Origin of the sequence: Flammeovirga sp. MY04, assembly GCF_001682195.2 — a bacterium.
In the GTDB taxonomy this organism is placed as follows: domain Bacteria; phylum Bacteroidota; class Bacteroidia; order Cytophagales; family Flammeovirgaceae; genus Flammeovirga; species Flammeovirga yaeyamensis.
In genome coordinates this window covers 1,189,255-1,214,673 of sequence record NZ_CP003561.2, presented here as the reverse complement: position 1 = coordinate 1,214,673, position 25,419 = coordinate 1,189,255, and the positions used below count along the sequence as shown (strand labels likewise).

The 25,419-nt window shown below is 33.4% G+C and carries 20 protein-coding genes; 10 read left to right on the top strand and 10 right to left on the bottom strand.

What is annotated here, in order from left to right; genetic code table 11:
* The first annotated feature begins 1 nt into the window (after position 1).
* The 10 genes from MY04_RS24715 (at position 2) to MY04_RS24670 (ending at position 13,764) form a co-directional block, all read left to right on the top strand.
* Complete coding sequence (locus MY04_RS24715; RefSeq protein ID WP_066215306.1) at positions 2-505, top strand: CIS tube protein; 504 nt, start codon at positions 2-4, stop codon at positions 503-505.
* Positions 506-509: 4 nt separating this feature from the next.
* Positions 510-1,133: a hypothetical protein gene (locus MY04_RS24710; protein ID WP_066215305.1), complete on the top strand. Its 624-nt coding sequence runs from the start codon at positions 510-512 to the stop codon at positions 1,131-1,133.
* An 11-nt stretch (positions 1,134-1,144) separates the two neighbouring features.
* A complete protein-coding gene (locus tag MY04_RS24705) occupies positions 1,145-2,230 on the top strand; it encodes a hypothetical protein (RefSeq protein ID WP_158297903.1) in 1,086 nt (361 codons plus the stop codon).
* A gap of 2 nt (positions 2,231-2,232) precedes the next feature.
* Positions 2,233-2,967, top strand: a complete 735-nt coding sequence (locus MY04_RS24700) for a hypothetical protein (protein ID WP_066215302.1) — start codon at positions 2,233-2,235, stop codon at positions 2,965-2,967.
* An 11-nt stretch (positions 2,968-2,978) separates the two neighbouring features.
* A complete protein-coding gene (locus MY04_RS24695) occupies positions 2,979-3,362 on the top strand; it encodes a GPW/gp25 family protein (protein ID WP_066215300.1) in 384 nt (127 codons plus the stop codon).
* 2 nt (positions 3,363-3,364) lie between these two features.
* Complete coding sequence (locus MY04_RS24690) at positions 3,365-3,892, top strand: phage tail protein (protein ID WP_066215298.1); 528 nt, start codon at positions 3,365-3,367, stop codon at positions 3,890-3,892.
* Positions 3,893-3,966: 74 nt separating this feature from the next.
* Complete coding sequence (locus tag MY04_RS24685; RefSeq protein ID WP_066215296.1) at positions 3,967-7,119, top strand: hypothetical protein; 3,153 nt, start codon at positions 3,967-3,969, stop codon at positions 7,117-7,119.
* 13 nt (positions 7,120-7,132) lie between these two features.
* Positions 7,133-11,155, top strand: coding sequence for a LysM peptidoglycan-binding domain-containing protein (locus tag MY04_RS24680; protein WP_066215292.1), 4,023 nt, complete (start codon positions 7,133-7,135; stop codon positions 11,153-11,155).
* Positions 11,139-12,326 carry a hypothetical protein gene (locus MY04_RS24675; protein ID WP_158297902.1) on the top strand — a complete coding sequence of 396 codons (1,188 nt, stop codon included), beginning with the start codon at positions 11,139-11,141 and terminating at the stop codon, positions 12,324-12,326. The genes MY04_RS24680 and MY04_RS24675 overlap by 17 nt, the downstream gene beginning before the upstream one ends.
* 1 nt (position 12,327) lies before the next feature.
* Entirely contained in the window at positions 12,328-13,764 is a 1,437-nt protein-coding gene (locus MY04_RS24670) for an ATP-binding protein (protein ID WP_066215288.1), read from the top strand.
* 7 nt (positions 13,765-13,771) lie between these two features.
* Here the strand turns inward: MY04_RS24670 and MY04_RS24665 are convergent, their stop codons facing one another.
* From MY04_RS24665 to rsxC, 10 genes are all read right to left on the bottom strand, one after another.
* Positions 13,772-14,395, bottom strand: a complete 624-nt coding sequence (locus tag MY04_RS24665; protein ID WP_442899798.1) for a leucine-rich repeat domain-containing protein — start codon at positions 14,393-14,395, stop codon at positions 13,772-13,774.
* A gap of 470 nt (positions 14,396-14,865) precedes the next feature.
* Positions 14,866-17,109: a hypothetical protein gene (locus tag MY04_RS24660; protein ID WP_158297900.1), complete on the bottom strand. Its 2,244-nt coding sequence runs from the start codon at positions 17,107-17,109 to the stop codon at positions 14,866-14,868.
* A gap of 31 nt (positions 17,110-17,140) precedes the next feature.
* Positions 17,141-18,565 carry an ATP-binding protein gene (locus MY04_RS24655; protein WP_066215281.1) on the bottom strand — a complete coding sequence of 475 codons (1,425 nt, stop codon included), beginning with the start codon at positions 18,563-18,565 and terminating at the stop codon, positions 17,141-17,143.
* A 211-nt stretch (positions 18,566-18,776) separates the two neighbouring features.
* Complete coding sequence (locus MY04_RS24650; protein ID WP_066215278.1) at positions 18,777-19,637, bottom strand: (Fe-S)-binding protein; 861 nt, start codon at positions 19,635-19,637, stop codon at positions 18,777-18,779.
* Between the two features lie 101 nt (positions 19,638-19,738).
* Positions 19,739-20,596 (bottom strand): ferredoxin-NADP reductase, encoded by an 858-nt coding sequence (locus tag MY04_RS24645; protein WP_066215276.1) that lies wholly within the window; start codon positions 20,594-20,596, stop codon positions 19,739-19,741.
* 395 nt (positions 20,597-20,991) lie between these two features.
* Complete coding sequence (locus MY04_RS24640) at positions 20,992-21,570, bottom strand: electron transport complex protein RnfA (protein ID WP_066215274.1); 579 nt, start codon at positions 21,568-21,570, stop codon at positions 20,992-20,994.
* On the bottom strand, positions 21,567-22,208 hold the full coding sequence (gene rsxE, locus MY04_RS24635; RefSeq protein WP_066215272.1) for an electron transport complex subunit RsxE: 642 nt from the start codon (positions 22,206-22,208) through the stop codon (positions 21,567-21,569). Before rsxE ends, MY04_RS24640 begins: the two co-directional genes overlap by 4 nt.
* Before the next feature lie 195 nt (positions 22,209-22,403).
* Entirely contained in the window at positions 22,404-23,009 is a 606-nt protein-coding gene (locus tag MY04_RS24630) for an RnfABCDGE type electron transport complex subunit G (protein ID WP_236941118.1), read from the bottom strand.
* 50 nt (positions 23,010-23,059) lie between these two features.
* Positions 23,060-24,076 (bottom strand): RnfABCDGE type electron transport complex subunit D, encoded by a 1,017-nt coding sequence (locus tag MY04_RS24625; RefSeq protein ID WP_066215268.1) that lies wholly within the window; start codon positions 24,074-24,076, stop codon positions 23,060-23,062.
* On the bottom strand, positions 24,069-25,415 hold the full coding sequence (rsxC, locus tag MY04_RS24620) for an electron transport complex subunit RsxC (protein WP_066215266.1): 1,347 nt from the start codon (positions 25,413-25,415) through the stop codon (positions 24,069-24,071). Before rsxC ends, MY04_RS24625 begins: the two co-directional genes overlap by 8 nt.
* Between the last annotated feature and the right edge of the window lie 4 nt (positions 25,416-25,419).

The following is a 25,419-nucleotide window of genomic DNA, read 5'->3' as shown; positions in this document are numbered from 1 at the left end:
TATGGAATTAAAAATCACATCAGAAAACGGAGAGATTACCCTTCTAGCCATAAGTAATCTTAGTACAAGTTTATCTGCAAGTGGAGGACCTGCAGATGCTCAGTCTACTACAAGTGGTTCTGAAAATGTTTCAAGAGTACGAAAGAACCTTTCTTTTTCTGCTTATTTAGATGCAACTGGAATGTTGTATAATACCACAGATGATCATCATATTATTTCTATGATTAGTGGTTTAGAGGCAACAGTTTTAGATAAAGATAAAAGAAACCCTGCTACAGTAAATTTTAAGGGAACAGAAATGGGAATAAATAGTGGAGATAAATATAATCTCACCTCTTTTAATACCACTTTCGAAATGATGGATGATAAGGGAATTCCATTAAGAGCAAAAATTGACTTGGCATTTACTCAGGAGTTCGAAAAACCTGCAGAAGGAGAATCAGGGCAGAAAAGTGAATCTCAGAATTCTAAGAGTCAAACAGAAGCACAACAATTAGAATGGTAATAATATGAAACGATTAATTAAACTATACATATTCCTTTTTCTGATAGGTATTAGTCAAAGTTTTGTACTAGGCCAAGATCAGAAAAAAGATTCAAAAAAAGATAAAGGGAATTCTAAAGAAGAACTTCTATTAAAAAAGGTTAGAGCATTTGTTCCCAGTTACAAAAGTGATAATGAAAAGGATCCTTATCAGCTTCAAGCATTGAACCATCATAAATTATGGTTTTTTATTCTTGATGATAAGAAGTCACTTCATGTGTTGACATTTGAAAATGATTCCCTTCAGAAAACCTCTGAATTTTTTGAGATGGGCTTATTCAAAATCATAGATAAATATGGAATGAGTTGTGAGGACAAAACAGCACAGTTCAATGATCTAACACTTAAGCCATATTATAAATTTAAGAATAAAGCAGGAAAAGATTTTGAGAGATTGCTTTACTTAGAGTATGGGTATGTGAAGAAGTCGTTTTTTAGAAAAGTGGGGAATGTTTTAATATTTCCATTTACTTTCTTCTTACCAAAGAAGAATCCATACGATAAAGAAATTAAGAAGATGCAATCTATTGAGCGCAATATTAAGAAAAAGCAAAATGCTTATAAATCTATTGTCGCTCCTGTAATCTAAAAACTAACATTATGTGTAAGTATTATAAAACTTTACTATTACTACTTCTCAGTTTTCTATGTCATCTACAGTCGATGGCACAGGTAGATTGTGCTGAAAAATTGGTAAGGGCGCAAACGGCATTCGATCAAGGTAATATAGAATTGATAGATGGACTTTTAAGAGGCTGTTTAAAAGACGGTTTTAACGATGGTCAAAAAGAAAAGGCCTATAAATTATTGGCTCTTTGTAATATTTATCAATTAAAAAGGACGGAAGCAGAAGCGGATATCAAAAAGCTATTAAAAACAAATCCGTTTACGATAATTGATGTAGACAATGATCCAAAAGAATATGTTGAATTACTAAACAATTTCAATCGACAACCTTCATTTTATTATGGCATTGAAGGTGGAGGAAATATGAGTTTGGTACAATTAGATAAGGCATATAGTATTACGCAAGACGTTCCATCTGCAGAATATAATCATCCATTCGGTTTTGAAGGCAACATTAATTTTGGAATGTACTTATCGCATTGGATCGATTGGGGCATGTTTGTAGGATATAGAAATGCTACAGTGGAAGTAAGGGAAAATGATATTATGAATGTTTTGTCTACCAACTACAAGGAGCAGCAACAATTTGTGCAATCCGGTTTGATGGTCAATATCAATTTTAGAAAACACCCCAAGAACATTTATCTAAATACAGAAAACGAAAAGGCAATTCTTAATTCCCCTTTCTATCCTTTTATTCGTTTGTCTGCCAATTACAATCACTTGTTAAGTTCGGACGCCACAATTGTAGGACAATATAAATTAGAGGGGAGTACAGAAAATTCGGCCGATCAAAAGTCTGTAATGGATAAAAGGTATACACATGAAATAAGATTAGGTGGAGGTATCGGACTGAAAAAGCAACGTAAAAGAGGTGCGTTTTATTTTCTAGTGCAATATCACTACGCATTAAACGATTTAGTACTTGAGTCGGAGAGATACAAAGGAGATGTCTTTCTTAATCATTATGCATTTATCGATGATGATTACAGAAATCACCTTCTCACTTTAAGTGTTGGATACCAACATTACTTCTATAGATTTAAAAAGAAAAAATAGCCATGGCATTATTAGATAGAAATACATTAAAGACATTTTTTAATCAAGGAAAATTACCCTCTCAGGAAAATTTTCACGATTTAATAGAATCGAGCGTAAATAAACTGGATGATGGATTATCAAAAAGTATGGACGAAGGTTTGATGCTTTCGCCTGTTGGAGATACCAATAAATTAGTCAGTTTCTTTAAAAATATAGAAGACAGAAGTCCAATTTGGAGTTTTACATCAGGACAAACTGATAGAAACTTACATTTACAGAACCAACAAGGAGAAAGTGTCATGACTTTCGGTCAAGAAGGGCTTGTGGGTGTCAACTGTCCAAAACCCAACCACGATTTAGAAGTTGGTGGAACAATAGGAGCCAAGGCGAGAGTAGGTACATTATACAAAGGGAGTGTTGAGGCCAATGGTAAATGGCAACCCATTATTGAAAATTTAAATGGATGTCATGCTTTTGAAATAGTCGCTGGTGTTGGTAAAAAGAAAACAGGTAAATATGCTTTAGTAATTGCCCAGGCGATCAGTACTTTTGGTAACTCTCACGATACGATTAAAACTACTCAAGCCTATTATGGATCAAGAGGTAATAAAATAGAATTTCGATGGAAAGGTGATACCTATAATTACCAATTAGAGATGAGAACTAAAGGGAATTATGAAGGAAATACCATAGCTAATTTTCATGTTACTTCTCTTTGGGAAGATCAATTTATGGATGAATCCTTTATCGATTAATTAAGATCATTATGAGAAATTATACAGGTTGGAAGTTTCCCCCGGTTTTTAATGATAAGGGTACAGAGGTAGAGATGGTCTCAGACCATATTGATATTAGAGAAAGTCTTTTAATCCTTTTTTCTACTCACCCCGGGGAACGTCCAGTAAATATTAACTTCGGCTGTAACTTAAGACAGTATTTGTTCAAAAGGTTAACCATTCAGCTTGTTCAAGATATTAAGTATACCATACACGAAGCCATTACAAATTTTGAAAAGCGAATTGAGGTGATGGAAACGAATATCAATGAAGAAAACGAAAAAGAGGGGAAGTTTCTAAGTATTCAAATCCTATATAGAATTAAAGAAACAGGAGAAATTGGAGAGTTTAATTATCAAAGTGAAACTGAATAATTATGGCTGAAGAAATAGAAAATACAAATACATCACCTGCAATTCCGACACAACCATTAATTCCAGGTTTCAGATTTAAAGTGGTCACCATTACAGAGGATGATAAGACGGATTCAAAAGCAATTGAAAAAAATAGCTTTGCTTCATTCCAGAGTATCTCTAGAATTAATGCTAAGATAAAAACTGAAAAAGTGGCTCTATTAGGATCAAACAATCGACAACTGCATGTACATAATGGAGTTGAATTTGATGATGTGGTTTTTAAAAAGGGAATTCTTTCTGGTGATATCAATTTGAGTGAACCTTTTTTATCAGGCATTGTCAATATGTCTAAGGATAAATACAGAGTTCAAAAAATGGATTTAATTGTGGTCGCACTTGATCAAAAAGATAATCCGGCCTATGCTGTAAAGTTAAAAAGATGCTTTCCAACTGCTTGGGAAATGGGAGAGTTTAATGCAGAAACGGGACAATTACTTATAGAGAGTGTCACTTATTCTGTTGGGCGTATAGAGGAAGTAAGTATATAGGTATTCAAACAAACTTGAACAAATTTTTTATCAATTACCGTTGATCACTAAATAAACAATAACCATCTTTTCTTATGGCAAATAATATTACCGTCGATAACGTAAACAGACATAATATTTTAAAACTAAGCGTACTTTTTTTTGCAGTTATCTTTGCTTGTTTAAATAAATCTATCATTGATCAATTGGATAAGGTGAATGCTGATTTATTATACGAATGGGGACGAATTTCCCTAACGTTATTTACTCCTTTTGCATTCCTTTTATTCTTTTTAAGCAGATATTTTTCAGTTAAAAAAGCCCAGAAAAATAGTGTTTTTATCTATATCTTAGGATTATTTGCCGCCTATTATTTTGGTATAGAAAAATACAATTGGTATACGCTCGAAAATTTCCAAATGGGCTGTAATATGTCCATTTATTTGGCACTTATCATGATGTATGCTCAGATCTATAATCGAATTGAAAAGGTACTTAAATTTGCCTCTGTAGATAAGGTATTAGCCCAATATTTCCTGATAGGTTTTACATTATCTTCTTTAATTATCTATGCCTTTTTAGGATACACTGAAGCCCATTTATTCATCATTACACTCACTGCTTCTATCATATTATTATTCTTATGGTTAAGACTATTGAATAGTTACACAGCACTCAAGCTTGTTAACCAGAATATATTAATTATACATGCTAAACACTCCTTCTTTAAAATAATTAGTAATCGATTTTATCATTTGATAGTATTAAAATCGATGCTATTAACATCGATGAAATGGATGTTGTTATTGTTGATGTTTTTTCAGGCAATGACTCACTTTAAAGATAAAGATGCTGTTTTGGGTTTTGAAGTGATATTATTTGGGGTGATTTCCCTTTTTGTGTTTATTGTAAGAAAATTGTTTACCAATCAAGTATTAGATAAATTCGGACGTCTCTCTATTTTCTACGTTCCCCCATTAATTTTGATATTGTTTTCTTGTACTGCTATATCCATACATTTCCTAGTAGACAATCAGCATGAAGCGTTTATGGGAATTCCATCCCTTCAAATGGTGGTCTGTACACTATTGTTTGTTTTATTCTTTACGTATTTATACAGTCTAGAAGAAGAAACAAAAGACGATGTTTATCAAACAATTTCAGAAGAATTGAGAAGTGATTTTCTATTAATTAGTACAATTGTCGTTTCGATATTATCTGTAACAGTATGTTATGGATTATACTATGCATTTGGTAACCTAGATGAATACAAAGAATTACTTTATTTCTCTCTTCTATCGTTGGTGATTGCTTACATGGTGGTGACCTATTTTCTGAAAAAAGATTATTACAAAGAACTGGAGGATGCCATTGGCGATAAATCATTCAGACATGCAAACCTCTTCCCAATATTAAATCTTTTGAATAAAAGAGAAATCGAAAATATCAATGTTCGATTATTAAACCTATTACGAAAAATTGCACCATTGACATTCGATGAAAAACTTCCAGAGTTTATCAGTCATTCTGAAGATACCGTACAATCTTTTGGTGTCAATGAAATGTGGAAAGAAGGGAAGATTGGATTATTGCCAAACCTTCAGAAAATCATCAAATACAAAAGATTCTGGCAGAGTCAGAATGCCCCTCAAATTCATGATGTCTTTTTAGCATTAACTGAAATTGAAGAACGTCTAGAAAATAAAAATTACATAGAGCAATTATCATTATCCAAGCTTTCTACAGAAAGAGTTTTAGGAGCCAAATTATCTATTGAACTTCCAGAAGAGAAACGTTCTACAGTATTAAAAAGGTTATTACAAGACCCAATAATGAATGTACGTAGAGCAGCAATTATATCATGTGGGGAAGGAAAAGTATCGGATGAAGTTTACGCAGAAATGGCAAACAACATGTCTGAAATTGGACTTCAAAATGTAGTGATTGATGCGGTCTATAAGATTGGTGATCATGTAACAGATATGTTGCACTCGACTTTTAATGCTGTGGGACAAACTGTACTTACACAAGAAAGAATTCTTCAGTTGTATGGTTTATTGAATACAAAAAAATCTTATGCTTATTTATTAAAAGCGGTAAATCATACCAACCAAAAAGTGTACTTAGCGGCTTTGGATACCTTGAGTGTTGTAGAGGGATCAATTGATAAAAACAGACACATTATTGAAAAGCATATAGAAACCTTATCTAAGCAAATAGTTTGGAATTATATGGCTATTGTGGAAATCAAGAAAAATAATTTTGATGATAAAACACTAGAAAATGCACTTATAGAAGACTGTTTGGATAAACTAGATGCTATTTTAAGATTCTGTGGTATCTTATACGATTATCAAACATTCGCTATTGTAAAGTCCGTAATTAATAGTAAAACTGAAGATGAAATTAACTTCGGTGTGCAATTATTAGAAGTGGCTTTACCCAATATTCTAGAAGTAAAACCTATGATTATTATTATCTTCAAAAAGCTTTCTTTTGAAGATAAATTAAAGGAATTGGATGCTCATTGGCCTGTTGATTTTGAAGGTCTAGATGACATTATCAATAAGCTGATTTATAACGATGCTCAACTGACCAACCGTTGGTCGAGAATTTCTACGCTACATTTAATACCTACATTACGTACCAATATTTTTAAGAATACACTCATCACTCAATTAGAAAATGATGATCACTTAATTCAACAAACGGCATTTATTATCCTGTCTGAGTGGCTTCATAAAGACGAGTTGACAGAGGTGATGTACCGTTTGACTTATGACAATGAGGAATTAAAAGAACTTTGGAATACGTATACCATGCAAAATGAAGTCACTAATGTGATGGAAATTTTGATGGGTATGAAAAGGTCGGTCTCTTTCCAAAAACTGAATGGAGATATTATTTGTGATATCATGGATATATCAAATGTCGAAACATTAAAACGAAGTGAAAGAGCAAAAGAGTTTTACTTCGAAGAAGAAATACCATATATCTATGTGCACAAAGGGAATTTGGAAATAGAAATTACAGATAAAAAGGGAACAAGAAAACGTACGATAGCTGCACAAGAATGGTTTAATCCGTTAGACGAATTCTTTATTGACTTACAACAAATTAAATGTACATCAAATGCTGTTACTCAAGTGGTGATCACTCCTCAAGATGAATTTGAAAGCCTAATCGGGCGAAAGGCTAAATTATATCACTTTGTAGAATCGCAGCAAGAAGAACAATTCATTAGCTAAATAACAAAATACCATGTCTGATTATCAAATAAGAAAAAAAGATTTTGAGAGGGTAAGTCAAGATAATACTTACGTTGCCAAGAATCACCAAGAAAAAACGTTTCTAAAGGTTTTACCTGAGTATGATGAACTTTTAAAAAAAGAGGAGGTACTGAGTCCTGAAGAACGTTGGGAAAACATTAAGGAGAAGCAGTCGGATACAGATCAACGTGGTTTAATGGTGGCTAAGCAATGTATTTATGATCCGGAACTGATCATTATTGCCCTTGAAGATACTTGGTGGATTTCTAGAGATAATTTAGCGAGTGCGATATTGAAGAATTTAGATGCAATTGCGGTCATGATTCTTCCGAATCACATCAAAAAAAAATTAAGATCTGAGATTGATGATTGGTGGGTGGGACAATTTGATAGAAAAATGTTGCAACGCCTGGATGAACAAGGAAATAACATTCAGGCTGATTTGGTGATGTCCTTAAATGAACTTTATCAATTAGCACAATTACTCAAATTTCATATCGACGAACCAAAGGATAATAAAGATAAAATCATTTCATTAGTCAATAAATGTAAGAATGATAAAAAGACTTTAGATGTATTGAATATCATCTATGAAGGTGATTTATGGCATGATTTAAAATTTGTAGGAAATGCAGCTGAACTTATTACATTATCTGATTCAGGAGAAGGAGTAGAACAACTGAAGGGTAATATTCCAGAAGATTTTCTTCTTTTAGATAGAAATAAAGGGATTCAGGATTATAAGTTTAAGTTACCCGCAGGTGGTTCAATTTGGACTATAGCAAGAAGATTCCATACAACCGTAAAAGAGATTGCTGAAGAGAACGGTTGGAAGTTAGAGAAGGACGGTACTTTTAAAGATGCTGCAGGAAAAAAGGTGGTGATTACGGCAGGGCAAACTATTGATCTTCCAGATACGGGATTAAAGATTAATCCAGGGGAAACGGTATATGTTCTTGAAAATGGTGAGGTTGTACAAAAGTTAAAGAAAAACAATGCACCACAAAAAATCACCCCAAAATCAATTGAGTATAATGCTTTTAAACTCTATAAAGAAATAGCATCCGATTTAACTAGTGGTTTTAGTAAACTGATCGATTATTTAAAACTGCTCGAAAACGACTATGTGAATGTTCGTTTGTTTTTGGGATTTTATGCAACCGCTTCCCAAAGTAACCTAATTAGTCATATACGTTCTAAAGTAGCTGAAAAATCACGGCATACTAGAATTATACAACGTAGGATGAATCGAGTGATTTTACCTCAACTTAACCCATTTATTACCAACTTAGTTGTAGATCTTGAAACCGCGAAACACTTTAGGAATATTCAGCACCAAATGGGTAAAACTACTCAGGTTAGAAAGGAACTTTGGAAGGGTTTTACGATGGAAAAGATTGTCAAAAAAACTAGGGATGAACTAAAAAAATATAAATCAAAAAAATCGGCAGATAGTCAAAATATATTAGGTGCGTTAATGGCATTACAAAGAAATCAGCCATTAATAGATGACTTCTTTGATGAATATGGTCAAGAGAACTTTGACCAAGACATGATCAATTCAAGAAAATCCATACCAATTGATTATGGAAACACACCTATGATTTCTGGAGGATTTGGTGCCCCAACCCCCATGTATAATCATTATTTTAAACCTGTAAATGATGGCCTAGCCGATAGTATTTATCAATTATTAGAAAGTAAAACAGAGAGAATTCATGCGGATGGTATGGTAGATGTTTCTCATCACTTTAACCTTTCGTTAGATCAGATAGAAGATAGGAGATTCAAATCTTTTGCTCAAGGAAGTCTAATTAAATTTCATGAATCACCACAGGAAGAAGTAGAGTATTTTTATACAGTCAAAGAAGACGAATCACCTTTAATAATCGCAAAGAAATTCAATATTTCCCTTCAAGAGTTGATGGAGTTGAATAATTGGGATAGTATTGCCCCTAATGGAGTAATAAAAGCGGGAGGAAAAGATATACACTTACAGCCACACCAAGGAGTAATTGTTCCAAATTTTGAAAAGACAGAAAACCATCATTATATCTGTGGGCCAAAGGTTTGGGAAATAAATGCCAGTGGGTTTAGAATTTCCGATGGGGGGACATGGCAAATAAATGCTGAGAATTATAATCCAGAATATTTAGATAGATTATTACATGAAATTCTTAATGGAGATATTGGAGGTACCACTATTTCTTTTACTTTGGAAGTCTATGTTATAGGAGACCTTTTATTTACTATTTATTGCAAAGTAGGTTTAGGATTTAATTTAGAAGTTGGAGTTGGTGATGATTTAGGGATAATGACAAGTATGGCATTGAAGGTAAATGCAAAAGTTGGTATTGCTGGAAATGAATTATCTGATAATACATCAGGAAGTATTCAAGGTTCACATAATCTTTTCTCTCAAAATATTGCTTATGATAACACTAAACATTTTACTACACATTTAAACCATTGGATTTATAAATTTTTCTTAGAACACAATATAGTAAGTGAAAAATTTATGGAATATTGGAGTAATGAAGAAAATCAAAAGTATACATATATTGGTGGTAAAAGAGTTAGAAGCGTAGGTTCTGGTGGAATAAATGATCGAAATAAAGAAAAAGAAATTAATGATAGACATTCAACAAAGGTTTATGCAATTGACTCTCTTCCTTCTATCGGATTAATTGGAGAAGATTATAAAGAATCTAAAATCCAAGAAGCAAAATTAAATGCTGTAGAAACAAGTGTTTTATTAGTAAATAAAGGACCTTTATCAGTGGTATACACTAATATTATTGATGATTCAAATAGTGATAATAATGGGCATTATTTCGCTCTTGAATTAGCTTTAACTTACCATGATTTAAAAGATTATCTTGCAAATTTAAAATCATTAAAAAATAAACCTGATGAACAAGAAAAAGCAATAAATAGATTATCTGAAAATGAAAAGGCTATTCAAAATAACCAGGTAAATAATGATTCATCTTTTAATAAATTAATTAAAACAATTAGTGAAGAGGGATTATTAGCTTTATGGACACCAATGAAAGGATTAATAAAAGAACGTTTTGGTTCATTAAGTGGATCCATAGGAGGTACATCTATTGGTTTTTTCAGGGATGAAGATGAAGATAAAGCTTTAAAAAGTATTTTTGATGAAAAATACAATGGAAAGAAAAGAGAAAAATCCAAACCGAAAATTGATGTAGGACTTAAATTTACTATTCAGTCAGTATTTGAAAATGGGGAGCTTAATATTCAATATCAAAGAGCATCTTTTCTTGGTTCTGTAGATATTAATGGTCAAACAACTAGGGCAGGCAATATTTTTGTTGGAGTAAGGGCAGGTTTTAATATGGGTATCAAATATGAAAGAAATTTATGGGAATCACCAGGTACAGACACCCTATCTTATATTTCTACCTTGTATAACGCCCATGCATCAGCAGCTCTAAATTCAGAATCAGATAAAGACAGAAGAGATAATGCAATGACAAGAATAAGGTTAATGGAACTTTATTTATGGGAAGAAAAACAAGATAAAAAGGAAAAGGCAAAAGCAAATATCAAGAATAAAGAAGATCTATCTAAAGTAAACGAAATTGAACTTTTAATAAAAGGAAAAGAAAATCAAGAGATAGAATTATTTAATTATATGAATGATTTACATTGGGATAGTATTGGAAATGACATCGAATATACTTCTCAAGGTTGGAAAGATTATAAAAAGAAATACGAATCTCAAATACAGGAAATAGCTAATAGCTTTATTCACCCATTGATTGAACATAAAAATGATAAGGATTTTGTGAATGCTGTAAATGAAGGAAATTTAACTATGATGACTGCAGGAAACGCGAAAAAGTATTTCGAGACTCCAGCTAAATTACTTAATCCTTTTGAAATAGATTCAGATGAAGATGATGTGGAATTAATCAAATTTGAAAAATATGTATTATTTAATTTATATAAAGACCAACAAAAATATGATTATGAATATGATAAATAAACTATTAATAATAACTTTATTATTCTTTTCCTCATGTTCTATAAAAGATAATTTAGGACAGGAATTAAATAAGAATGATTCTGATTTAATTAAAAAAATGAATGAAAAATATAGTAATAAGATTAAGTTTTCAATTAATGATAATCACGTATCTTGTCTAAATTTAATAAAAATTGATGATTTAGAATCATTACCTGAAGAAATAAATCTTTTAACAAAATTAGATTCAATAATTATTTATAAAACAAATATAAATGATAAAAAGATAGACTTAAAAAATATAAAGGGTTTAAAATATATTAAGGTTGGCTATCTTAATTTAAGTGAATATCAGTTACTATTTAATGAAAGTATTGATGATATTACAATATATTTTTGCAATTTCAACAAATTTCCTGAATCAATAAAAAATGCAGATTTAAAAAAAATATCATTTTATAGGTTGGGAAAGGAATATGAAAATATTATACCTAAAAAACTTATTTACCCAAACCTAGAAGAAATTAAATTTAGTAGTGTCAATTTTGATACATATCCTGAAATAATAAGTAATAAACTAAGAAAAATAGAGGTATATAATCAAGAAACCCTTCAAAATCTTCCTAAAAGTTATTCTAAAAATAGGTATGAAACGATAAAATTAATGAATTGTGAAAATCTGAAAACTTTGGATGGTATACTTAATAATAGCCAAGAATCTTTGAAAGAATTTGAACTGAGTGATATGAACAAAGAGTTTAAAATACCTTTTGATGATTTAAGTAAATGTAAAAATTTAGAAATACTTGATTTATCAGGTAGGTATTATAGTCATATTAAAGAACTAGAAAAATATGATTTCTATATAAATTTTAAAAAACTTAAAGTGTTGGTGTATACAGGAATACCAATAGATCATGTTGTGCCTCAAATCAAAGAACTAAAAGAGTTAGAGTATCTTGGCTTGAACAAAAATCGCATTACTACTCTTCCCATAGAAATCCGTGAATTACCTAATTTGAAAAGAATATATATATCAGAAAATCCATTTGAAATATTACCAGCGGAGATGTTTGATGTGGATAGACAAGTTAAAACTGAAATATATAGTAGTTATGGATGGGATATTGTACCAGAATTTTTAAGAAAAGAAGATGTGGAAAGAGGTTATTCAATTCATAAAGTAAATTAGTATGCTAGCAGATATTCAAACAAACCCCAGCCAATTAGAATTAAATAAACGTCTGACTAATTTTAAAGAACTTCTTCATCATGTGATTTATAACCCACATGAATCAAAAGAAAATATCTTGGAGAAGATGACTCCTTTTGAATATGATTCAAATCTTAAATCTATTGTAATGGATAATGATTTAGGAGTGTATGAAGAATTATTTTTACTGTTCACTTATTCTTGGAAATATCACCCAGAGTATTTCGTACCTTTAATCAAGGAGCTAAAAGAACTAGAAAATAAGATAGAATATAATGGTGTCTTTGATGAAAAATTGGGTGTATATATCCCCACTGTTAAAACATTTCTAAAACTTTTTGTATCAGAAGAGCAATCTGTCGAAGTGTTTAAATACCTCACCAATAAAGATCACTTTTTTATCAAACAAGGAGTTATTTATTTAACATCAGATACTAGTGGAGTGATCAAAGATTTGTTGTATGCTACACCTCAAATTTCCCAGACCTACGTCGAATTTTTAAATGGTACTGCTCAACCTCGTTTAGATCACGAATTGGATTTTCCTGCTAAATTAATTCAACCAACACTTACTTTCGATCAAGTTATTTTATCAGAAAAAACGCAAACTTCTTTACATTCTTTGGAGCAAATGATGGAGTTAAGAAGTAGACTAACTTCACATCAATTTGATCAATTAAAAATTAAGAAAAGTACTGTTGTGGTATTCTCAGGAGCACCCGGAACAGGTAAGTCTATTACTGCAACTACCTTAGGTGAGAAATACAATATGTCCACTTACACTTTAGAACTTTCTAAAGTGGTTTCAAGATATATAGGTGAATTTGAAAAATCTATGGATAAAGTGTTCGATCGTTTAGATGGACAAAATGTAATCCTATTAATAGATGAAGCAGATGCTATTTTTGCGAAAAGATCTACTGATGTAAAAGACACAAGAGACAAATATGCCAATCAGGAAATGTCCTATTTGCTTCAAAGAATCGAACGATATAATGGCATCGTGATCCTCACCACCAATGTTTCTGATATCCGAAAGCATATCGACAAAGCGATGCTTAGAAGGGTGGAACTGATCATCGATTTTCCATTCCCATTGTATGCAGAACGAAAGCAATTATGGTCGTTAAGTTTACCTCAAGGGTATGAATATAAAGAAGGTGTGATAGATCATATCGCAGAAAACTACCAATTAAATGGATCCAATATCAGTAATATTGCTTCTTCATTAATGGTAGAATGTATTCTCCAAGACAAAAAAGAAATCAGTTTGGAAGAAGTGTTGCCAAAAATCCAACATGAACTATACAAAAGAAGTGCAAAGTTTACCGAATGTAAAGACAGTTCTCATACAGCTATAGAACAAAGAACTGGCGGTGGAGTTTTGAGTGGGTTGGGGAGTAGGTTGAATTTCTAAAAACATTCTATCTTCTCTCCACACCAGGAACATTCCCACTTCTTAATCTAAAAGTTCCATCATCCACACATTCTGGTAACCATTCCCAAGGATTATAACGACTATAAAAAGAATCAATCATTTCGATATTGCATATACTTCTCGGGAGTGTTTTTAACCTGTTTCCATCTACCCAAAGTGTATTGATTTTTGTACAGTTACCAATTTCTTCTGGTAAGGAGGTGAGGTTGTTGTTGTTAAGAAAAAGAACCTCTAAATTAACTAAATTGCCAATTTCTTTTGGGAGTTCTGTGAGGTTGTTATCTCTAAAACTTAAATCCTTAATTCGTGTACATTTCCAAACAAAGTCTGGAATATCTCCATCTTTTAAGTTCATTTTTTTAAAGGATAAAGTGTGTAGCGTTTCCATATTTTCAATACCGTCAGGATATTTATTTAATGAAACACAACTGTCAAAATATAAATATTTCAACTTGTTCAATTCAGTAATTGATTTAGGTATCTCTGTTAGATTTGGATTGAAATCAAAAGAAATCCCAGTGATATTTTTTAATTTACCTATGTTTTTTGGTATTTTCTTTATTAAATTACCTGAAAAAGTTAATTCCTGTAATGAAGTTATGTTACATATACTATTGGGTAAATACTCTATATTATTGTTATCTAATTTTAGTTTTTAAGTTTATTTAATTTATCAATATTCTTTGGAATTGCTTCGATTTTATTATTATCTAAAATTAAAAATTCTAAATTTTCGAAATTTAAAAAGAAATCAGGTATGTAATTTAGTTTACATTCAATAATTCCAATAGATTCTAAATTTTTTAAATTTTTAAATTGTTTAATTGTTTTATTAATATCATAAACCCAAAATGATATTGAATAAATTGAATCTTTTTTTATTGAAATATCTTCATACCAATTATCGAGATTATCTTTTTTGTTAAAAGCTATTCCATAAAGATTTTTCTCAGTATTAAAGCCAACATCACTATTAGGATATTTTTTTTTATTTTTTGTGTAAATTCATTTTCAATAATTTTTTGATTTGTAATAGCTTGACAAGAATTAAATTGAAATGATAGAATTAATATTATTACTTTAAATCCAATAATCTGACGCATATATTCTGTTTTCTAAATAATTTTTAAATAATATGTTTTTTTCAAAAGACTCTAAATCTATCTTAAATATGAACTTATTTTCTAAAGTTCTCTGAAGAATCTCATGTTGTTTGTTTTTAATAATTATCCCTTTTGTCTCCCCAAAATGCCTCCAAACATCAAACCCCATAATCATTTTTGGCATTTTATCTCTATCATCTTTTAATTTTTTCCACTCCTCATTAAACCTATCATTAAAAGTATTAATAATACTATTCAATTCATCTATATGTTTATCTTTATAAGTCTCCCAATGAGAGCAACTAAACTCTGATTCACTATTATTCCCTTTTAAAGCAAGAATTTTTGCTTCAATTTGCGCATCATACTTTGTACGACTTTCATCATCCTGAAGTCTTTCTTTTTTCGAGTTTTTGAGGAGTTTTTCTAGTTCTCCCACTAAACTTGGGTTTCTAGATTCCCACATCATTTGGTTGTAGACCGTAGAGACATAACTTAAAGTGTTGTCGAATAAATATTCTTCTGTAGAATTTTGAGAGGTATAATCAATGGAAAATCCTACACCTACTTTCTTTTGCTTTGCATTTGCACTAACACCCGCATCAACCTTATCCCAAATACGGTAATATTGAAGTTTATAGTCAAAAAATCCACTTCCCTCTTTTACTGCATTTATTTCAATAACCTTTCTGTGGGTGAAATTAGCATCAAGACCATACTTTACCTTATTCGATTTTATGTTATTTTCAATTTGCTTATAAAAAGGATTAATTTTAGAAATACATTTTTCTTTATTTCCAATATTTTTTGAAATAGAACCAAAGAGACCTTCAAAACCCTCTTTTTTATTTTTAACCATTAGATGGATGAAATCTACATAACCTTTAATCTTTTTAGAATCTATATCTACAAAAGGAACTTCAAATTTTAAATTGATGTAGTTTCCATTATTATCTTTGTTTGCATCGTTATGAACTCCTAATGCTTCAACCGATCCATGAATCATAGTGAAGAAAAATGGAAGGCTAAAGTGAAAACCTATAGTTGATTCGTAGATAGAATCATCACCATTAATATCATTTAGATAATTTTTATCAACATCAGCGGAATAATCACTTGATGTGCCTATCACATCTACACCATTTTGTTTCTGTCTTTCTATGGTTACAATTTCTGCTTCTTTACCTCCTCCTCCTGCAATGCTTTTTAGTTCATGGTTAATACCACCACCAAATTTTCTTATTGAAGTATATGGTTTTGCAAGCTCGTGTTTATATTTTGACCAATACTCTGAAGAATCATCTAATCCATATTCTTTAGGATTGTAATCATAATAATCAAGAATGATTCTCATGTTGTTATGAAAATGTGCCAGAAAATGATCTACAGATTCATAACTTCCATTGAGTTTGTTCTGGGAATTTCCAAGTGTCCCACCAATTTCTAGACCCAATTTTTCCGATGCAATAAGTGCATCAATTTCCCCTGTAAGACCCACTTTCCAATCTAATGAGGTGACAAACCTTCGATCATCAGTAACAGCACTCGAAAAACCTATTCCTGTATCTAATGAAACTGTGATAATATAATAAACACTAGCAGATATTTGTAAAGTAAATTCAATTGTTGAATTACTTACATTTTGGTTGAGCTTATCTCCCGGAAAGGTCGTATGAAAAATTTCGACAACAGATTCTGGATCATATTTTAATTTTTCTGTAGCGGTATTATTGGGAGCTGTAGCTGGATTAAAAATGATCGTATGAATACTCTTTTCAACGAAATCTTCAGCAAATTCTTTCTCAATACCTCCATTTTCTATTAAAGGTTTTATTCTACCACCAGCTTCGATTATAGAAATATAGGATAAATTTTCTTCTTCAATAAGGTCGTCAATATGTCCTAAAAAGATGGTTGCATTTTCTTTTTTAGTATCATGGTGTTCGTTTAGAATTTGAATATATTCTTTACGGAGTAATAATTTATCTGCTATATCACTGATTGTTTCACTCTTCTTTTTACAGTAGAATAAATTTTTATTAATATAATAGCAAAATCCTGGATTGAGTCGTTCATCTTCTGTAGAAGGAATCCCTTTTGCCTCATATTTCAACGCAGCATTAATATTTATTTTTTCTAAACCAGTATGAATAGCATCAAAATCTATTTTTTTCTTTTGTTCTTCTTCAGGCTCAATTCTATACGTTTGTACTTTGTTCAATGGGGTAATTGTTTTGATTTTAGAAATATAATTACATTCTTCTACCATTATGAACAGCAGATCTACCTAATCTTTGTTCCATTAAAATGGCACCCGGAGAATTATCAGGACAAACTTGATAAGTTGAGTCTCTTTTATAAAATTCTTTCTTGATACTCGGTTCAATCATTTGGAAAGTGATGATGTTAGTTTTATTATAAATAGCTTTAATCAATACTTCTGACATAATCGAAGCAATATTAGCACCCGATAATTGGTAACTCATTGATAATTTATCTACTAATCCGTCCTCAAAAGTATATTCATTCGGTAATGAAAATTTCCATAATTGTTCTCTTTCGTTGGCCAATGGAAATGGGAATTCGATGATGTGGTTAATTCTCCTCATCATTGCTTTATCCACGTGAGTTCTTATATCTCTTACATTACTGGCCAATATCACTATACCATCGAACGTCTCTAATCGTTGAAGGAGGTAGGACATTTCTTGATTACTATATTTATCTTTTGCTTCATTCACATTTTCGTTTCTCTTAGTGAAAATGGAATCAGCTTCATCAATAAATAATATACAATTTTGACCATGAAGTCTAGTAAATACTCTTTCCATTGCTTTTTCGAAATCGCCTACATACCTAGAAACTACTCTGGAAATATCTAAAGTATATGTACTCATATTATATTTAGAACCTAGGGTAGTGGCGGTTAAAGATTTACCCGTACCTGGAGAGCCCGAAAAAACAAAAATGTGATTGTCTGAAATATATTTCTTTAAAGAGTTGTCTTCTTTTATTTTAGGAAGTACCTCGAGAAGAAGTTCCAAAGGCTGAATTTCCTCTTTTGTTGTATCTGATAAAACAACTTCATCAAAAGGTACTTTACTTTCTTTTAATCGTGCAGGGAAGTCAACTTCATGATCTAAACGAGGAGATTCACCACCAATTAAATACTGAATGAAATTTGGAGAAAGTTTTAGTACTGAATCAAGAATATTGTTATTATTCTTTTGGAAAGGCTCTAAAAAGATAACACCATCTCTTAAAAGCGAAAAGTTTTTATCAGATAACTTTAGTATAAACTCTGATCTATACTCTTTAGAAATAATGATCTCTAGAAAAGTTTTTAATGTAGGTATATAAAGTTCTCTTTCGTCATCAAGATAACCTCCATACTTTGTTCTAAATTCAATATTTTTAAAACCTTCAACAAAGGGTAAAAAGAGATGGGGTTTTATTTGCCATGCATAAGAGAATACAATAAGGAATTCTTCTTCTATAGTCAGTTTATACTTTTTCGATAACTTACCCAAGTTAGCGTCTAAAGAAATAGGGTTGAGATGAATATCTGAATCATTATCTTCAAAAATATTGGTAATTAAACTATTTAATAATTCACATCTTGCATTTATCTCTTCTTCATGTATTACCTGAAGTGCAGGAGATGGAGTAGTTAGCATAAGAGTTTTAGTTTTAAATAAAAAATCGTATTACATGGGGGATTTGTAGTAAAAAATCATGAATACGTTATCAATGCTAAACTATTACTTAAAAGACATTATTCAAAAATTATTATTTGTTTTTCGTCAAGTTTTTATAAAATCCATTCCCACAAAACGAGTAGAGCCACCAAGACAAAGTCAAGGTGGCTCACACACTTACGTTAAAAAGCTATGAGAAAGCAACTTTTTGTTTTTCCTTTCGGATTATTTTTTTGCTTTCCTTCCCTTTGATGATGCCTTTGTCATCATCTAACCAAACAATCGCACCTGTCGGGCATCTTTGTATCGGTTTTTGTGTAAGTTTCTCTTTATAATTTATCCTTGGTAAATTATCAATCATACTGATGCTGCCTTCAGCATCCATCACGCACTTGCCACAGGCCGTACAGCCTACTTGGCATTCCTCTAAAATCTCATCACCTTTTTGAAGATTTTTACAGGCCACCCAAAGTCTATTATTGATAGGTTCAAGAGAGAATAATCCTTTTGGACAGCTCTCTACACAGTCTCCACAAGCAGTACATTTTTCAACATCCACTTCAGGAATTCCGTGTTTGTTCATCTGAATTGCATCAAAATCGCAACTCACAGAACAATCGCCTAATCCCAAACATCCCCAGAAACAGCCCTTCTGACCACCCGAAATTAGGGAAGCGGCAGAACAAGAAGACAGTCCCTGATACTCGGCACGATCAACGGCAACATTACTACCACCTTGACATGCCAAACGAGCAACAATTTTATCTTCATCCCCTAAAGCCACCCCTAAATAATCTGCAATCGCATTTTTTCCTTCCTCAGAGTTTACCGTACATTTACCTGGTAACACTTCGCCTTTTACCACTGCTTCTGCAAAAGTTCTACAACCCGGCATACCACAAGCACCGCAATTGGCTTTCGGAAGCAAATCGTCGACTACATCTATTCGAGGATCCTCAAAAACATATAATTTCTTATTTGCGACAATCAGCATTATGGCCAATAATAAGGTGAGGCCACCTAATGCTGCTAATGCTGTTATTATACTCATAAATTTTAATTAGGAGTTAGGAACTAGGAATTAGGAGTTAAAATTCAAGAAAATCTTTGCTCAGAAAAATTTCTAACTCCTAACTTCTAATTCCTAACTTTTTAATAAATCACTTCCGCCCACTTTCCGCCGGCGATCAACTCTTTCTTTCTTGTTTCCCATTTTTCTGGAGAACCAAGAATATTGGCAAAAGCGGCATCAAGCTTTTTCATGACATCTTTATAGCCAGCGATGTACACGTGAGTGTTGTTCATTGCAAGCATTTGTTTGATTTCATATGCTCGGCCTTCTATCACTTGATCTAAGTTGATTGGATCTTGCCATTTAGGACGAGGACTCACTGCTTGTAATGCTTCAAACGATTTTTGATCATAATACTGTGTCAAATCGTTGTTTTCATCATTCATATACAGCATGTCTAGGCCGCTCTTAGCACCATAGAACAATCTGATTTTACCTTGCCAGTCTCCGATATCGGTATAAATATGGTTGATGAATGCTCTAAAAGGAGCGATGCCAGTACCCATTCCTACAAGGATCATATTGGCTTCATTGTCTTCTGGAACATTAAATGCAAGATTAAACGGACCAGTGATCAATAACTCATCACAAGGTTTTAAATCGCATATATAATTTGATACGATCCCTTTGAATAATTCTCCACTGAAATCGTCTACATAGGCACATCTTTTCACCAACATTTTAATCTGAAGCTTGCCAGCTACCTCTCTTGGAATGTCGGCAACACTATAAAGACGATGATGATACGTATTCCCAAAATCTCCGTTGGCACGAACCAAAACACCAAAGCTTTGATTCACTTCAATTTTGAAATTATAATCATCTACTTCTAATAAAATTTCTCTCACCTCCTCTGTATCTTCAGGAGTGAGGCGGTCACTTTTTAAAACTACCGCTGAGTAACGTTTCTCTGTAGGGTAATCGCTTAAATGTGTCATAACTTTAAGTGTGTTTACTATTATATTTTTAAATAATTACTTGATTATCTTTCTTGCAGACCACTTTGCACTTACATCCAGCACATTTCGATCTGCCTGCCAAAGCATCATCATACTGATGCTCCTTAAAAATTTTCGACCACCCAAGTTGGACGATCACCCAGATAAGGATGATACCGATGACGAGGGCTATGGGGATGATGTGGTTCATGTGTATTTAAGTTAGGAGTTAGGAACTAGGAGGTAGGAGTTATTTTTTATTCTTTAGTTATTACCATTGAAAATTGATATTTACTATCTATTCAATTGTATGTATTAATCAGAAGCTAAACTCCTAATTCCTAACTCCTAGTTCCTAATTCAACTATTTTACTACCTGCTACCTGCTACCTAGCTTACCCTAACCCCGAGAATCCCATAAAACTCAAAGAAAGTATCCCAGCAATTAGCAACGTAATTGCAGTTCCTTTGACGATTTTTGGTGTATCGGCGAGTTCAAGCTGTTCTCTTAATCCGGCCATTAATAGGAGGGCGATGGTAAAACCGGCACCGGCACCGAGTGCGTAAACAAATCCTTCGAGGATGTTGTAGCCTTTGGCAGTTTGGAATAAAACCAAACCAAGGATAGCACAGTTGGTGGTAATTAATGGAAGGAAAATACCTAATGCATTAAATAGGGCAGGGCTCATTTTCTTTACGAACATCTCTACCAATTGTACCGTTGAGGCAATCACCACAATGTAACTGATAAGTTGTAGGTAAGGAGCGTTGATGGCCGTAAGAATACTATTGATACCGAAGGCACAAAGTGAACTAATGACCATTACAAAAGTTACGGCTGCCCCCATTTTAGAAGCGGTAGCCACTTTACCTGAAACCCCTAAGAAAGGACAGATACCAAGGAAGTAAGCCAGTACAAAGTTGTTGATTAGACAAGCATTGATGAAAATGCTCCACAAATTGGCTGTATTCATGATTTCTTCGCTTTTCTTTCTTTCAAATAATTAAAGAACAGTAACCAGAAAGCGAGGGTGAAAAATCCTCCAGCAGGTAAGATCATGATAATCCACGACTGAAAGTTTTCGGGTAAAATCTGCATATCGAAGACTGTTCCGCTTCCAAATACTTCTCTTACAACCCCTAAACAAAGCAATGCGAAAGTAAAACCAACACCCATACCCAATGCATCCATAATCGAATGTTTTAAGGTATTCTTTGAGGCAAACGCTTCAGCACGGCTCAATATCAAACAGTTCACTACGATAAGTGAAATGAATGCTCCAAGACTCTTATGTAATTCCACACTTATGGCTTGTATCACATAGTCGATAACCGTCACAAAAGTGGCAATAATTAATATGTACGACGAAATACGAACTTGTTTCGGGATGAAGTTTCTCAATAATGAAATCAAGATATTCGACATCAATAAAACAAAAGAAGTAGCTAACCCCATTGCCAATGCGTTCATCGAAGTATTGGTCACCGCCAAAACAGGACACATACCCAACACTTGAACGAAAACAGGATTCTCCTTCCAAAGTCCCTTGATGAACTCATCCGTACTTTTCTGCTCTTTCGCCTTTTTATTTTCTTTTACAGCGACACTCATTTTTTTTCAATTAAAAAACAATAAAACGAAGTGCTTATATAAGGTAGTTGGTTATAAGTAGCAGGTAGTAGGTAGCAGGTAGCAGGTTTGGTTCGCTCCTCAATTCGTGTACTTTTATTCATAAAAACACTCATTTAGTCAAACTCCTAACTCCTAACTCCTAGTTCCTAACTCCTACTTACTACCTGCTACCTGCTACTTGCTACCTATTTTAGGTCCCATCTCCTGCATACTCGAGTTAATAATATCTCCAATTGCTCGGCTTGATATTGTCGCTCCAGTAATACCATCGACTTCCCAAGGATTTGTTTTTTCACCTTGTTTAACGGTCACCACCTCATTGGCTAATGCTTTTTTGTCGGTGTTTAATGTGACGTCTAAACTGATGAAATTGGCAAGGAAGGCTTCTTCTTTTTCTATCTTATCTCCCAAGCCAGGCGTTTCTTTACTCTCGAGTACTTGAAACCCAACGATGGCTTGTTTTTGAGGATCATAACCATAAAGTATCTTAATGATGTCCGCATACCCTTGTCCACTGGCTTCGATGGCGTAACCTACAAGTTGATTGCTTTCGTTATAGCCTGCGTAGAGCGTTTCGCCTTTAGCATCTTTATCGACTACGGTTAATTTTCCGTCGATAAATTGCATGGGCTTCATACTCTTGGCATTTGGAATCACTTGGAAGATGGCTTTCTCTAAGGCTTCTGCTTTTAGGAAGGCTCTTCTTTCTTTCGTTCCCTCAAAAATGAGGACGATGAGAAGGGCACAAAAAGCACCTATACCTACCATGGCCATCAGCATTTTTTTGCTATTGGCTGAATTTTCTTGTGGTATGGATTGATTCGGTAGATTCATGATTTCGAAAGTTTTGATGTTCCATAAACTCGAGGTTGAATCACTCGATCTAATTGTGGTGCTAATGCATTACCTAAAAGGATAGCATACATTACGCCTTCAGGTAGTCCACCCCATATTCTGATGATCACAACCAGAATACCAATGAAACTTCCGTAGATAATAACACCCAGATTGGTAATCGGAGAACCGACCATATCTGTTGCCATAAAGAAGGCACCAAGCATTAATCCACCAGAGAAAACAATAAACCAAGGCGTAGGATAAAATTCAGGATTATATAAGTACAGCATTCCTGAGAAGAGGAAGGCAGCGGCAATAATGGAAACCGGAATTTTCCAATTCATCATCCCTCTGTATATCAAATATAAGCCTCCTAGTACGATGGCTATTGTACAGGTTTCGCCTGTTGATCCACTCACAAATCCAAACACTAAATCTGTGGTTTCAGCCGATATATGATCAAACTTAAACGCAGATAGAGGAGTGGCTCCCGATTGTCCATCAAATAATGGTTGCATAAACGGAAGTGTGTATAATGAAGAAGCTACTGATGTAAATCGATCTGACATTAAAGCAGGATACCATGTGGTAATCGCTACCGGAAAGGCTGCTTGTAAAACCGCACGCCCGACAAGTGCAGGATTGAAAACATTGTAACCTAATCCGCCAAATAGATATTTACCTAAACCAATGGCAATTACACCTCCCATAAAGGTCATCCATAACGGAAAAATAGGAGGGAGTGTTAACCCAAGTAATACACCAGTGATTACAGCAGAATAATCATTTATCGTGGAAGCTTTGTCCGACCATTTGCATAAGAAATGTTCTGTCAGTAAACATGAGGTTACCGACATGCCAATGGTTAACAAAGCACTAAGACCAAAAACATAGATCGAAAATGCGGTAGCAGGAATTAATGCATAGACCACATTTTTCATAATCACATCCGTTGTTACCCCTTTTTTAAGGTGTGGTGATGTGCTAATATTTAATGTTTGATTACGCATGTGCTTTCGCTTTTCGTTTTCTAACAATTGATTTTGCTATGCGGAATCGCTGTACTAAAGGAATATTTGATGGGCAGACATAAGAACAACTACCGCACTCAAAACAGTCCATTAGGTTACAGGTTTCAGCCATTTCATCGTATGCTTTTACTCTTGATAGTAAACCCATTTTTGATGGATTTAAACTAATAGGGCAGGCATCGACACAGCTTCCGCATTTAATACAAGGAAATTCTCGTTGAACATCAGGCACTTCATCTTTAGTGTATACCACAATTCCAGATGTCCCTTTTACCACTGGGATATCAAGGTTGGAAATGGCCACACCCATCATAGGTCCACCTAAATAGACCTCAGAAATTTGATCTGAAATACCGACTTCTTCGAGTACATATCGGATAGGTGTTCCAATGGGAATCAGATAGTTTCCTTTTTTCTTCACACCTGGACCGGTAATCGTAACAACTCTTTCTTGGATACCCTGACCGTGAGGAAGTAATCGTCCTATTTCCGCCGAAGTCGCGACATTCACCACCACAACTCCAACATCAATAGGTAAGCCTCCTGAAGGAACTTCGATATCGAGAACACTTGTAATCAACATCTTTTCGGCTCCTTGCGGATACTTTACGGGTACAACTCTTACTTCAACAGGAAGACCTTCTGGAATATTTTTTTCCAAATGATCTGCTGCATTTTGTTTATTTGCCTCAATACCGATAATACATTTTTTCGCACCCGTTGCTTTTAAAAGATAACGAATGCCCATAAACACATCATCAGATTGTTCGAGCATCACTCTATGGTCAGTAGTTAAATAAGGCTCACATTCAACTCCGTTGAGGAGGAGAACATCACATTGTTTATCCTCTGGAACTTTCAGCTTTACGTGGGTGGGAAACGCCGCACCACCTAAACCTACAATACCCGCTTGTTGGATGGCATTCAAGATTTGCTCTTTCGACGCATCTTCTGGATCAAGAGGAATGCCCTCCCTTACCTCTTGTCCAGAGTAAGGGAAAGCCTCCAAATATACACCAGTCACCATCTTCCCGCTGACGGTAGGCACTTTTGTGATCTTACGAATTACTCCAGAAACTGGGGCGTGAACCGGGACAGACATATAACCGTTGGCTTTGGCAATCAGTTGCCCACGGTCTACTTCTTGTCCCTCGTTCACTAATAATTCAGATGGACCACCAATGTGCTGTTCCATTGGTAGGATAAACACCGGAGCGAAAGAAAACTGTTTTATCGGTAAATCTTTCGTGTCGTCTTTGTGCTCCGGTGGATGAATCCCATGTTTGAACGTATTTTTATAAAAATTAAATAACTTCATGGGT

Coding starts and splice junctions, on each gene's coding strand:
- MY04_RS24715 (WP_066215306.1), top strand. CDS start 2: ATGGAATTAAAAATCACATCAGAAAACGGAGAGATTACCCTTCTAGCC.
- MY04_RS24710 (WP_066215305.1), top strand. CDS start 510: ATGAAACGATTAATTAAACTATACATATTCCTTTTTCTGATAGGTATT.
- MY04_RS24705 (WP_158297903.1), top strand. CDS start 1,145: ATGTGTAAGTATTATAAAACTTTACTATTACTACTTCTCAGTTTTCTA.
- MY04_RS24700 (WP_066215302.1), top strand. CDS start 2,233: ATGGCATTATTAGATAGAAATACATTAAAGACATTTTTTAATCAAGGA.
- MY04_RS24695 (WP_066215300.1), top strand. CDS start 2,979: ATGAGAAATTATACAGGTTGGAAGTTTCCCCCGGTTTTTAATGATAAG.
- MY04_RS24690 (WP_066215298.1), top strand. CDS start 3,365: ATGGCTGAAGAAATAGAAAATACAAATACATCACCTGCAATTCCGACA.
- MY04_RS24685 (WP_066215296.1), top strand. CDS start 3,967: ATGGCAAATAATATTACCGTCGATAACGTAAACAGACATAATATTTTA.
- MY04_RS24680 (WP_066215292.1), top strand. CDS start 7,133: ATGTCTGATTATCAAATAAGAAAAAAAGATTTTGAGAGGGTAAGTCAA.
- MY04_RS24675 (WP_158297902.1), top strand. CDS start 11,139: ATGAATATGATAAATAAACTATTAATAATAACTTTATTATTCTTTTCC.
- MY04_RS24670 (WP_066215288.1), top strand. CDS start 12,328: ATGCTAGCAGATATTCAAACAAACCCCAGCCAATTAGAATTAAATAAA.
- MY04_RS24655 (WP_066215281.1), bottom strand. CDS start 18,565: ATGCTAACTACTCCATCTCCTGCACTTCAGGTAATACATGAAGAAGAG.
- MY04_RS24650 (WP_066215278.1), bottom strand. CDS start 19,637: ATGAGTATAATAACAGCATTAGCAGCATTAGGTGGCCTCACCTTATTA.
- MY04_RS24645 (WP_066215276.1), bottom strand. CDS start 20,596: ATGACACATTTAAGCGATTACCCTACAGAGAAACGTTACTCAGCGGTA.
- MY04_RS24640 (WP_066215274.1), bottom strand. CDS start 21,570: ATGAATACAGCCAATTTGTGGAGCATTTTCATCAATGCTTGTCTAATC.
- rsxE (WP_066215272.1), bottom strand. CDS start 22,208: ATGAGTGTCGCTGTAAAAGAAAATAAAAAGGCGAAAGAGCAGAAAAGT.
- MY04_RS24630 (WP_236941118.1), bottom strand. CDS start 23,009: ATGCTGATGGCCATGGTAGGTATAGGTGCTTTTTGTGCCCTTCTCATC.
- MY04_RS24625 (WP_066215268.1), bottom strand. CDS start 24,076: ATGCGTAATCAAACATTAAATATTAGCACATCACCACACCTTAAAAAA.
- rsxC (WP_066215266.1), bottom strand. CDS start 25,415: ATGAAGTTATTTAATTTTTATAAAAATACGTTCAAACATGGGATTCAT.